The following is a 12940-nucleotide window of genomic DNA, read 5'->3' as shown; positions in this document are numbered from 1 at the left end:
ACCAAAAATAATTACACCTTATTCTTCGCCTCAATCCATTTGCTCATATATTTTGTGGCTTGCATCGTTTGATGCTGTAATAAACTTCCAAGGAAATTTTGTGTGCGATATTCCGCTAAATTTTCTTGGATTTTTTTTAGCTGATTTATAAAAGGAACTTCAATTTGTTGTTTATCATAAATAGTATTGATAATTTCTATGCCGTTTTCTTGGTGTTTTTTCCACAGATTTTCATCCGAATAAATTACTACCGCTTTATTGGCAAATTCTTCAAAATCATCTTCAACAAAACCATTCCAAGGCAAAGTATCGTGCATTCCTTCTGCGCCAATAGTTGTAGTAACACTTGGCGTTCCGCAAATCATCGCTTCGGTTAATTTCCCTTTTATTCCTGCTCCAAAACGTATCGGAGCTAAAACAACTTTTGCGTTTTTTACAACTTCTAGGGCATCCGTAGCAAAACCTTTTACCAAAAACCCTTCTTTTTTATTGTGTAATTGATTTATTTGCTGAGTTGCATACGCGCCATAAATATGAATTTCTGCTTTTGGTAATTGTTTGCGAATTTGTTTCCAAATATGATTTTTTAAGGTTAAAACTGCATCCACATTTGGAGCGTGAAAAAAGTTTCCGATAAATATAAAATGTGCTCGCTCATTAAAAGATTTCCAATTATTGATGATTTTATCATCAATTTTAGCTAATAAAAAAGGCAAATGATACAGTAAATTTTCATCAATTTTAAAAACATCTTGAAGCAATTTCATTTCATACGTAGAAATTATCAAACTCAAATCACATCTTAAAATTGAGGCTATTTCTCGTTTTGCATCCACAGATTTTAACAACGCATCCGTAGAAAAATTTTGACCTTTTTTTAATTGCTGATGACGGGTTTTACGCAAAAAATGTAAATCTTCGGTATCTAAAATACGTATCGCATCAGGGCAATTTTCGGCAACACGCCAACCAAATTGCTCTTCCATCATAAAACGATCAAAAAGCACAATTTCAGGATTTAATTCTTCAATAAAACCATCAAAAGAAGCCGAATTTAATGCAATTGACGCTTCATTTACACCAATTTCTGATAAATTAAACGCCTTTTCGCCTTTTTGTGCTGGCGATGCAAAGGTTATTTTGTAATTATTCTTTTTAAATAATTCAATTAATTGTAACATTCTGCTTCCTGCCGCAGAAGAATTTGGTTCTACCCAAACATATCCGATAATTAATAATTGCTTCATAAGCTCCAAAGTTAGGATATTTAATGTTATTTTTTGGTAAAAACTAATCGAATACATACTTCAGCAAATCAACTTTTATATGTAATTTTGCAAGTATTACTCTATAAAATTAAATATAAATTGATAAAATAAGCTTTTTTATCAGCTATACATAAATATTAAAAATACGACTTATGAAATATGATTTAATCGTTATTGGTTCTGGTCCTGGTGGATATATTGCAGCTATTAGAGCAGCACAATTAGGGTCAAAAGTAGCTATTATCGAAAAATACTCGACTTTAGGAGGAACTTGTTTAAATGTTGGATGTATTCCTTCAAAAGCATTGTTAGATTCTTCGCATCATTATTACGATGCTGTTCATCATTTTGATGCTCATGGAATTACCGTTGAAAAACCTTCTTTCGATTTCACAAAAATGGTAGACCGTAAAGCAAATATTGTGGAAACGACTACTGGTGGAATTAAATATTTAATGGACAAAAATCAAATTACTGTTCATGAAGGTTTGGGTTCTTTTGAAGATGCTACACACGTAAAAGTTACTAAAAATGATGGAACTTCTGAAGTAATTGAAGGAACAAATATCATTATTGCTACAGGTTCTAAGCCGAGTACATTGCCTTTTATCAAATTAGATAAAGAACGTGTTATTACTTCTACGGAAGCGTTGAAATTGAAAGAAGTTCCTAAGCATTTATTAGTTATCGGTGGTGGAGTTATTGGATTGGAATTAGGTTCTGTTTACAAGCGTTTAGGTGCTGATGTAACGGTAATTGAATATGCTCCAAAAATCACCCCTACTATGGATGCTGATGTTTCTAAAGAACTTACTAAAGTTTTAAAGAAACAAGGAATGAAAATTAACGCCAATCACGGTGTTACTTCTGTTGAAAGAAATGGCGATGAAGTTATCGTAAAAGCGACTAACAAAAAAGGCGAAGAAGTTACTTTTACTGGTGATTATTGTTTAGTTGCTGTTGGGCGTAAAGCGTTTACAAAAGGCTTAGATTTAGAAAAAGCAGGTGTAAAACTTACCGATAGAGGAATGATTGATGTAAACGATCATTTACAAACAAGTGCTTCGAATATTTATGCAATTGGTGATGTTGTTCGTGGAGCAATGTTAGCGCATAAAGCCGAAGAAGAAGGTGTTGTTGTTGCGGAGTTTTTAGCAGGGCAGAAACCTCATATTGATTATAATTTAATTCCTGGTATTGTTTATACTTGGCCAGAAGTTGCGGCTGTTGGTAAAACAGAACAAGAATTAAAAGATGCTGATGTTGCTTATAAAGTGGGTAAATTTTCAATGCGTGCTTTGGGTCGTTCTAGAGCAAGTGGCGATTTAGACGGTTTTGTAAAAGTTTTAGCCGATAAAAATACCGATGAAGTATTAGGAGTTCATATGGTTGGTGCACGTGTTGCCGATTTAATTATGGAAGCTGCCGTTGCTATGGAATTCAGAGCATCTGCTGAAGATTTAGCAAGAATTTGTCATGGTCACCCAACTTATTCGGAGGCTATAAAAGAAGCTGCAAAAGGTGCCTGGGATGGTAAGCCTTTAAATGCTTAGAATATTTTAAAATACATTTTTTTAAAAGGCAATCTCGTTTTGAGATTGTCTTTTTTTTTGGAGCTATTTCCCGCTTTCCGCACTCGCTTTTTTTATTTTTTTAAAGAAAAAAACAAAAAAGAGCTCAAACAATTGCTTCAATCGGGGCTAGGATTCGAGTTCGTCAATCTTAATTTAGCTAATTTGCCGTAGTTCTCCTTTTTTTTGATGATTTTTGTCAATTCGAGTGATTTTAATGACTAAAAGGAATTAAAATTGTATCGAGAATTTGAGTTCTTTGATGTTGATGAATTTTATACTAAAAAAGTTCTCGATACAACTTTTTTGAAGGAAAAAAATCACTCGAACTGACAGTTTATTTAATTTTTAAACAGGCTCTAAAAATAATTAGAAGAAAAAAAGCAACCTCATTTTGAGATTGCTTTTTGTATATATAAATTTTAATTTTATCTAAAATAATTTATTTTTTTAAAAAAATTATTCAATTCTAACCGTTACTAAAAGCACCTGTTCATTTTCAGGATTAGTTATCGATACATAATAATTACCCGACTTTAGTGTTTTTACGCTAAATTTAGCAGCATCGCCAGTAATCTCTCCACGGTCTGACCCATAACCTGAAGCATCTACGGTGCAATTATCAATAGTATTATTTAAAATTTCAAAATCAACAGTAGTACCTAATGCTACATAAACATCATAACTTTTTTCTTGATTTGCTGTAAAATAAGGTGTCGCCATACCATATTCTGAAGTTTCTTTCTGAATAACATCCACACCATTTATTTTTATAGCAGCTGATATTAGCGTTTTATATTTTACGGTAAAACTTTTTGAATCAGTAGCATCATCTTTTCTTGATACCGTAACAACTACCTCACCACCTTTTCTAACAGAAAAATTACGGTTTAATTTTAAATGATACTTGCTATCATCTAAAGGTGATTGTTGTATTTCATCAAAAGTTAAAATATTTTCTTTACTAAAAGTAACATTATATTCGCCAATACCTCCTTGAAGAACTAAACCTAAAGACCCTAACTCATAAACAGTTGTAGTGTTTACTTCAACATCATCATTAAAAATAGCTAACTGGCTTGGTGAAATAACAGTTACCGTTACTTTTTGTGTGGTAACCCCATCGGTAAAAGTTAATTCTGCCGAACCAACTTGAGCTGTTTTTATAATTACTGTACGACTGCTTGAACCGTATTCATCTTTTATTTCAGCAGTTGCAGCATCTGAATTTGTTGAACTTACTTCAATTGCATCTATTTTACCTTCTAAATTTATTTCAACTGATTTTCCTTTTGGAATTTCTAATGCGGTTTCCGATACACTTAATGCCTTAAATACCTTTACATCTAAATCTATTTCTTTTGATTTAGCATCGGTAATAACATAACTATCTGAAGCTGTTTTGGTACTATCAAAAACGATAATATTTCCATTAACATCTTCTTCACCCTCTTTATTTACAATTTTATAGGTTGATTCTGCTTTACTCCAAGTATATTTATCTGTTAAAATATAAGGAGCTGTTCCTGTTAAAATAGTTACGGTTCCTGTTTGCGTTAAAATAAACTCCACTTTTTCTTTATCAAGAGTTAATTCAGGTGCTGGTGTAATTTTAACGGTTATTACAGCGGTTTTTTTAGTTTTAACATCAGTTAAAGTTACTTCAGATTCTCCTAATACTTTCCCTGTAATTTTAATATCCATACCCACTATTTCGGCAGTTGCATTGCTATTATTTACACTTATTTCATACTCGCTAGAACCTGCTAAAATTTTAACAGTAGCAACTTCATCTATTAAAAGATTTACTAATGATTTTTCAATAGCCACATCAGGAGTTTTTACCAATACCGTAATTTCCGATTTTTTATCGGCAGCATCAACAAGCGTAATGGTCGCTGTTCCTGCGCTTACAGGTGTTACTGAAATTGTTGTTTTTTGGGTTTCTTTATCAGTAATTATACTAGCGGTCGCTATTTTTTTATCTGATGAAGTTACACTATAAGCTCCATTTCCTTTTAAAACATTGATAATTCCTGATGTTCCTTTTTCGGTAAGCGTTAATTCTTTACTGTTTAATTCGATATCTACTATAGGAATCGGATCGTCATCAGAACAAGAAACCATAGTGAATAGGGTTAAAAACCCTAGTAGTAGTACACTAAAAATTAAATTACTTTTTTTCATTTTCTTTGATTTTTACTTTACTTATTTTTATTAAATCTTAATAAGACGCGAAACTACTATTTTAATTATAATCAAGCAATAGTCAATCCTTTTAAATTTAAAAAAAATGCAAAAAAAAAGCCAAACGAAGTCGTTTGGCTTTTTAATATATTTTATTTAGTTTTTAGATTCCGTAAAAAGAAGTCATATTGTCTTCAATGTTTGATACTTTTTTAATCGCTTCATACATTTGGAATGTTTTATTTTTTCGTTCGTTTACTAAACGCTTTCTAAAAGAATCGTAATTTGGTAATGCTGTTGGTAATTTTTTAGCTGTTACCTGAAAAGCAAACACACCTTTGTCACCTACTACATTTTTAATTACCTTGTTTTGCTTAGCGTTAAGCATTGCACCTATTATTTTTGGCTCATATCCTACTCCTGAAATTGTTGGCGATTGTAAATTTACATCCGTAGCATTTTTAACTGTTACAGAAACTGATTTTGCTATTTCAGCTAAAGTAGTTCCAGTAATTTTAGCTTCAATTAATTTCGCTTTTTTAAAGTTTGTTAAAATAGGGCGTACTTGTGCTGTTGCTTTTTCAGCCGACATTAAACCTTTTGCTGTTTTACCAGTTAAAGTTGCCACGACATAACCACCTTCAATATCAAAACGTTTAGAAGCGCCTTTTTTAGTTTCTTTGTTAAAAGACCAGGTAATAATTTCTCTTTCTTTTCCAATACCTGCTACTGTTTCATCTAAAGGTTTTAAACCAATTGCTGGCTGAGAAGTTAATTTTTGTGCTTTTACTACTTCGTCAAAACTTTTACCGTTTGATAATGCTAAAGCAAATGTTTCGGCATTTTTAAAAACAGCATCTTCAGTTGCTTCAGAAGCTTCAATTTTACGAGAAAATGTTGCTAATTTAACCACTGGCTGAAAATTCTTTTGACCATCAATTTTAATTACATGGAATCCAAATTGAGATTTTACAACCCCTACAGCATCTTTTTTTCCTTCAAAAACGAAATCCCTAAAAGAAGGCACCATTCTGTTATAACCAAACCAGTCATAAAAACCACCTTTTTCAGCAGAACCTTTATCCGAAGAAAACTCTTTTGCTAAAGCAGCAAATTTAGCACTACTCCCTTTTACAATTGCCAATAAACTATCAGCAGTTTGTTTTGCTTGTTCTTCTGTTTGGGTAACCGTAGCATCTGCGCTTGCAGCTCCAACAAAAGGAATTAAAATATGACTTGCCTTAGCAGAGTCTGGTAATTGAGTTACCGTTGTTATTTTTGATAATTTAAAATAATTTGCATCTTTATAAGGACCAAAAACATCACCTTGTTTACCATTAAAAATAGCTTTTGCTACTGCTTGTGGTACTTGAGATTTGAATTTGTAATTGTTATCAAGTGTTGTGTCAGAATTATTTTCTGATAAAAATACTGCATAATCAGTCGTATTTTTTAATCCTTTTACAGCAACACTTCCTTTAGTTTCTGAATCTTCAATTAAGCTAGCAACTTGTGCTTTAATTAAAGTTTCGTCTTGAGTTGTTGCTTTAATATCAAACTTTACAAAGTTGATGTCTCTTGAAGCAGCCACTTGAAATTCTGCTGAATGCTTGCTAATGTAATTTTTAATATCGCTTGCAGCTATTTTTACCTGATCATCTTTAATTGAAGTATAAGGAACATATACATATTTACCTGAAATTTTTGTATTTGCAGTTAAATATTGCGCTTCACCTTCTTTTAACGATGCACCTAAACCTGCAGCAACAAGATTGTCGTACGCTGTTTTTTCAAGGTTGTTTTTTAAAGAAGACATATAATTTTGCCAATTTCTCCAATCAGCACCATTTTCTTCTTTAATTGTAGCTAAATAACTTTTTAGTTTATTTTTATCTAAAATATTTGAAGTTTGAAACCTTGGATCGTTTTGTATGAATTCTGTTTCATATAAACTATTCATAATATCAGCATCGCCCACAGTAATTCCTGCTTCTTCTAACTGAGTTTTATAAATTTTTTGTCTAACAATATTTCCCCAAACAGTTTTAGCTGCTTGCATTTCAGAAACACGGTTACCTGTTTGTGTTTTATATGCCTCTAAAGCTTCTGCAAATTCTTGACGAGAGATGACTTCTCCATTTACTTCGCCAATTTCATTTACTTTACTTGCATTAAAAAAGTCTGATATTGTAGAAGGGTCTAATACAAAAGCAAAAAGTGCTAAACCAATTACAAGAATTAAGAACATTGAACGTTCTCTAATTTTCGATAAGATTGCCATACGTTATTTATTTTATTAACAGTGAGCGAAAATACAATTTCACTTTAAATAAAACAATGTTTTTTGAAGCTGTTTTTTTTAAGCTTCTTTATCGGTAATTTTTAAATACAAATCATCAATTTTTGTAGCGCTTACTTTTAGTATTTTTATGTAGAGTTTATCTAGCTGTAAAATAGTGCCTTGCTCGGGTATTGTTTCGGTGTAATTTATAATAAAACCACCTAAAGTTTCGTAAGCTTCTTCTTTAGGAATGTTTAAATCGTATTCTTCATTTAAATAATCAACCTCTAAACGTGCCGAAAAATTAAATTCAGTAGCGTTTATTTTTTCTTCTAATAATTCTTGATTATCATGCTCATCCTCAATTTCACCAAACAATTCTTCTACCACGTCTTCTACAGTAATAATACCTGAAGTACCGCCATATTCATCAACAACCACCGCAATGCTTTTGCGCTTTTTCATTAAACTATTTAAAACATCGTTAATTATCATTGATTCTGGCACAAATTCAACAGGCAATAATATTGATTTAATAGATGTAGGATTTTTAAATAACTCAAAGGCATTTACATAGCCTAAAATATCGTCTAACGAGTTTTTATATACCAATATTTTAGACAAACCTGTTGTTATAAATATATTTTTTAGGTTTTCTACTGATTCGTGCATCTCAATAGCCATTATTTCGGTACGAGGCACCATTATTTCACGAGCTTTTACCTTGTGAAACTCTAAAGCATTTTGAAAAATTTGAATTTCCGAATCAATAGCATCGGCATCATTTCCTCTATCTAATTGTTCTACAATATAATTTCCTAGCTCTTCTTTGCTAAACTCTGTTTTAGTTTCGTTTTCTTTTATTTGGAAGATAAGAAAGAGGAAAAAATCTGAAATTTTGGTAATAACCCATGTAATTCCATAAAATAACAAGTAAAAAAAATAGGCAGGAACCACAAAAAATTTGAGCATTTCATTGGCATAAATCCGAAACATTGTTTTGGGTAAAAATTCTGCTGTTACTAAAATAACAATGGTCGATATTACTGTTTGGGTTAACAAACTTAAATCGTCTAACAAATAATTTACAAAGGTAATAGTACTTGGTAATGCTAATTGAAACCAGTGCATTAGCAAACGCCCCATAAAATAACTATAAATAACCAACGCTACATTATTACCAACCAACATTGTGGTGATAAATTTTGAAGATTTTTCGGTTAATATCGCTAAAATTTTAGGCAAAAAACCTACCCTATTTTTCTCTAATTCAATATGTAATTTATTCGCCGAAATAAAGGCGATTTCCATGCCTGAAAAAAAGGCTGAAAATAGTATTGAGGCAAAAATTACAATGATTTCAAATTCCATTATTGTTGTTGATTTCTCTTCGCTAGTTTTCTTCTAAAATGACGTTTAAAAAAGAAAATTAAAGTAATAAAGATACCAAAACCAAACATAATAAATGCTTCTTCTTTATCTGAATTAAATTTTAAAATCCCTTCAATAAAAAAAAGTGCGCCAATAACTAAGTACCCGTATTGTAAATATTTCCAAAAAGTGTTCATATTATTATCTTTCTATTTATACTTGTATGTTATTTTTCTGCTTTATTTTTGGTTGGCTTGTAAATTCCCTGTTATATCTTTGGCAATCCATTTGGTTAAGTTTTCTTTTGATTCAAAACCAAAACCATTAATCGTGTCTTGCAATGTTGTTAATCTAAAACCATCTTCGGTAAAAAAATAATGTTCTTTTTGATCCCAAAATAACTGATTGGTTTCTAATTTTGTATTTTCTTTATAATTTAAAATAACCACATTTCCTTTAATTTCAGAAATTGCAGTTTTGGTATATGTTATGGCATAATCCCCTGTAATACTTGTTGAATCACGTTGGGTTTTATCAATAGAAACAATTTTAATTCCTTTTGGAAACTCCGTATAAGGGTGGTCTTTACGGTTAGAAAAGTCATGAAAAATAGGCGCTTTTGTTTTCGAGGTTATTTTCCCTGAATCTTTTTTAACATGGTAGATATTTTTAGCCATTCCTACGGGCATATTTTTATCCGCTAAAAAATCTCGTACTTCTTTTTTAGAATTTACGCATGAAAAAAGCATTGTTACCATAAAAATGGCAACAATGCTTTTGTATGTATTTGTGATATTTTGTTTCATCAAAATTTATTATGGAATACGAACAGTTTCACCAATCCAACATCCAATTTTATGCGTTGCTCCTGAAGCAACCCCTTTTTGGAATACTAATTTTTTTGATGGCATATTTTTTCTATAACTAGCAATATATCTACCAGCACCACATCCCGGATCTACTTTACTTGCTTTTAAAGCTTTGTTTAAAGCAGCTACATATACCATTCTTTTTTCAAATTCATCAGCACCACAAGAATTGGCACTTCTTTGATATAAACTTGCGATAAATAAATATGCTTTCCCCATATTTGGGTTATATTTTAACGCTTCATATGCTAAAGCTCTTGCTCTGCTTCCTCCTGCACTTTGTGCTTCTCTTAATTTATACTTCGCCTTTTTAAACGGATCTGTTTCTAAATCAAAAGCTTTCTTTTTCATTTGAGTAGCACCACTTTTATCACCATTTTTAGCTAAAACTCCCGCTAAGAAATTGTATGCATCTGACGACTGTGTTGTTTCAGCATAGGCATTTGCTAACTTTTCAAATAAAGGGTCTGTTTGACATCCTTTATTATACATTCTTGAAACCGCTCTTTTTAACCAAACTCCGTCAGTTTTCTTTCCTTCAAAATCTCTAGTATAAATAGGAATTAATCGCTCACAAGTTGCTATTTTAGAAATCATCGCATCTAAACCTCCTTCTACTTGTCCTAAAGAAGTAGAGTTAATTGTATACGCTTTTAAATTTCTTTTTTCTCTAGCACCAATAGTACCTAAAGAATCTTTTAATTGCAGTTTAGCTACTTTCTTATTATAGTCTTCTAATTTTTCATTAACAGACTCCATTACATCATCATAAGTATCAAAAACTTTTTGAGGATTGCTATCTTTATTAGCATCTGCTGTTGATTGAAAATATCTGAAAATATTTTTAACACTCATATCTTTAGGTGAAATATCGTATGCCTTTTTTAAGTATACAAAAACCTCTTGATCGGTTGCTAATTTATTTTTCAGCAAATACGTTGCGTAGTTACTATGTGCTTTTGCAGCACCTTTTACAGGAAAATTAACAAATCTAGCTTCATAAATTCTTTTTGCTAAAACAGGGTCTTTTGTTTTTTGTGCAATTTTAGACCCATATTTATAAATGTTAACTGATAATTTTGGGCAGTTAGCTAATAAATACTCTAAGTTTATTTTGGCAGCATCATACTTACCTGTTTTTGTGTCTCCTTTAAAAAGATTGTACTTCATGTTACACTCTTGACTTGCTTGCGCCTTGACACCGTTTACTGCCACAAACAAAAATAATCCTGTTAGCAAATACGTAATTTTCTTCATCCTATTGATTGTTTTGTTGTTTTGTTAATCTATTTTTCTTTTATGAAACCACTTAGTACTATTCAAAGATAAACTTAATCGAACATTAAAATATTTTTCTTTTATTAAGTTATTACTAACCGTTCCTTTTTGCCCATACTCTAAGCCGATGTTTACATTCGATAATTGTCTTGGCAATGGCAATCCTAACCCAACATTTATGCCAAAGTCTTTTATTTCTGTAAAATCAGTACCCGTTTGTATTAACAATCCGGTATCTTCAAAACGCATACCAGCCCTATAGGTAACTCTTTTCCAATAATTTGAAATCGAATTTATTTTAGGAATATAATACCCTCCTATCGACAACCTATTTGAGTCATCATATTTATATCCGTTACCATTGACAGCTAAGTTACTATTGGTATTTAAAGCACTTTTGAATTCTTGATTAACCCCTAGGTACCATTTATTTTCTTTTCCGAAACCAAAACCAAAAACACTTTTCATTGGTATTGTTATATCTCCATTAACAGCCCTAGTAAAAAACTGCTTTTTTTCTGTTTCTTGCCCTGAAAGATTTAAAATAATTGAAGACATTTTTTTGTTTCCTTTAGTCGATAAATCATTTTTAAAACTAAAAGAAGCTCCTGTATATAAATTTATTTTATCATTCAAAAGAGTTTTATATTGTGCTCCAAATTTCAAAAGACCACCTCTTACATCTACTTTATCTTGATATTTTGTAGCTAAATGAATTCCGTTTTTTTGATGTATTACATTGTTTTCTAGGTTTCCAAAAATATACCCCGCTTCTAGCCCTACTGAAAGCCCTTTAACGATATAGGTACCAAAACTTGCATATATTTTATTTGTTCCTCCCTCACCTTTAAAAGAGGTTATTTCATCTTTAATTTGAGTATCTAACAAAGAATACCCTACAGATGTAAATGGCTGTAAACCGACCGACAACCCTGCTTTTTTACCTAAAGGAAACCCTAAAGAAACATATCTTAAACTTGTTGAACTCCCAGAATTAGACGTATTTTCTTTTTCTAATGTTAAAAAATTTGAACTAGCACCAATACCATAAGTAGCAACTCTTAAAGATGCGTTTGCTGCCGGATTTACAAAGTTTAAATGATGCGTATCATTTAAAGCAACTCCAATCCCTCCCATAGAAGCGTTCTCTACAGTCGCTGCTTCAAAAGTTTCACCAATTCCAAAATAAGAATAAGGCGAAGCACTATTTCTCTGTGCAAACGTTGTTATTGCACTTAATACAAGTAATACTAATATAAGTTTCTTAATCATTTGTTAAATTATATGTCAAAACGGTATGTAATCCTTCCAAAACAAAATTTGGATGGGCAAATATGCCACTTTTTAATTGTTTAGCCAAGAAAAAGGTGTCGCCTCCTGTTAAAACAACTGTTAAATCGCTAAACTTTTTTTGATATTGCTCAATAACGCCATTTATTTCATTGCAAACACCATTTACAATTCCTGAATGTATAGACGTATTTGTATTAACTCCAATAAAATTATCAACTTCTTTTGCTTCTAATAACGGTAATTTTGACGTAAAATGATGCAGGGCTTTGTAGCGCATGGCAATACCTGGCGAAATTGCACCTCCTAAATATTCTTTTTTATGATTGATAAAATCAAACGTAATACAAGTTCCGGCATCAATTACTAAAATATTTTTCTTCGGATAAATTTTCACGGCGGCAGCTGCGAGCGCAATTCTATCTACCCCTAAAGTTTTTGGCGTTCCATAAAGATTTTTAAAAGGCACTTTTGTTTGATTTGTTAGATAAATAGGATTTAATATTTTTTTTATTTCTTCGGATGTTTTTTCTGAAATACTAGCTACTGAAGCTATAATACTTGCTGAAACAAAATATTTTGAAATTATTTTTTCGATAACTTTTATAATTTCGGAAGCATTAAAAACAACAACTTCTACAATTATATCATCCTGAAAAACAGCTATTTTACCCCTTGTATTCCCGATATCGATACTCAAATTCATGCTTATATTTTTTTAGATTTCAAAGTTACATTAGATTTTTTTAATAAAAATATCATCAAAAAGTTTGGATAAGTAAAAAAGAGTTGTATATTTGCACCCGCTAAACGAAAGTAGCAAAC

The 12940-nt window shown here is 31.3% G+C and carries 10 protein-coding genes; 1 reads left to right on the top strand and 9 read right to left on the bottom strand.

The annotated features are described in order from the left end of the window. Window positions 1-11: 11 nt before the first annotated feature. Complete coding sequence (locus AQ1689_RS07220) at window positions 12-1247, bottom strand: glycosyltransferase (protein ID WP_180947549.1); 1236 nt, start codon at window positions 1245-1247, stop codon at window positions 12-14. Between the two features lie 173 nt (window positions 1248-1420). On the opposite strand from AQ1689_RS07220, the gene lpdA reads away from it, so the two are divergent. Then, window positions 1421-2821 (top strand): dihydrolipoyl dehydrogenase, encoded by a 1401-nt coding sequence (lpdA, locus tag AQ1689_RS07215; protein ID WP_101955638.1) that lies wholly within the window; start codon window positions 1421-1423, stop codon window positions 2819-2821. 477 nt (window positions 2822-3298) lie between these two features. On the opposite strand, the gene AQ1689_RS07210 is transcribed toward lpdA, so the two are convergent. The 8 genes from AQ1689_RS07210 to AQ1689_RS07175 form a co-directional block, all read right to left on the bottom strand. Next, window positions 3299-5026 (bottom strand): hypothetical protein, encoded by a 1728-nt coding sequence (locus AQ1689_RS07210; RefSeq protein ID WP_145993740.1) that lies wholly within the window; start codon window positions 5024-5026, stop codon window positions 3299-3301. A gap of 163 nt (window positions 5027-5189) precedes the next feature. Then, a complete protein-coding gene (locus AQ1689_RS07205; protein ID WP_101955636.1) occupies window positions 5190-7307 on the bottom strand; it encodes a peptidylprolyl isomerase in 2118 nt (705 codons plus the stop codon). Between the two features lie 78 nt (window positions 7308-7385). Continuing rightward, window positions 7386-8678, bottom strand: a complete 1293-nt coding sequence (locus AQ1689_RS07200; RefSeq protein WP_101955635.1) for a hemolysin family protein — start codon at window positions 8676-8678, stop codon at window positions 7386-7388. Further along, window positions 8678-8875 carry a hypothetical protein gene (locus AQ1689_RS07195; RefSeq protein ID WP_058885745.1) on the bottom strand — a complete coding sequence of 66 codons (198 nt, stop codon included), beginning with the start codon at window positions 8873-8875 and terminating at the stop codon, window positions 8678-8680. Before AQ1689_RS07195 ends, AQ1689_RS07200 begins: the two co-directional genes overlap by 1 nt. A 42-nt stretch (window positions 8876-8917) precedes the next feature. Further along, entirely contained in the window at window positions 8918-9484 is a 567-nt protein-coding gene (gene lptC / locus AQ1689_RS07190; RefSeq protein WP_101955634.1) for an LPS export ABC transporter periplasmic protein LptC, read from the bottom strand. 9 nt (window positions 9485-9493) lie between these two features. Then, window positions 9494-10804, bottom strand: coding sequence for a hypothetical protein (locus tag AQ1689_RS07185; RefSeq protein WP_101914807.1), 1311 nt, complete (start codon window positions 10802-10804; stop codon window positions 9494-9496). Between the two features lie 24 nt (window positions 10805-10828). Continuing rightward, on the bottom strand, window positions 10829-12097 hold the full coding sequence (locus AQ1689_RS07180) for a hypothetical protein (protein ID WP_101955633.1): 1269 nt from the start codon (window positions 12095-12097) through the stop codon (window positions 10829-10831). Further along, a complete protein-coding gene (locus AQ1689_RS07175) occupies window positions 12090-12821 on the bottom strand; it encodes a type III pantothenate kinase (protein ID WP_101955632.1) in 732 nt (243 codons plus the stop codon). The genes AQ1689_RS07180 and AQ1689_RS07175 overlap by 8 nt, the downstream gene beginning before the upstream one ends. Between the last annotated feature and the right edge of the window lie 119 nt (window positions 12822-12940).

Origin of the sequence: Tenacibaculum finnmarkense, assembly GCF_900239185.1 — a bacterium.
GTDB lineage: Bacteria > Bacteroidota > Bacteroidia > Flavobacteriales > Flavobacteriaceae > Polaribacter > Polaribacter finnmarkensis.
This window is presented reverse-complemented; position numbering and strand designations above follow the sequence as displayed.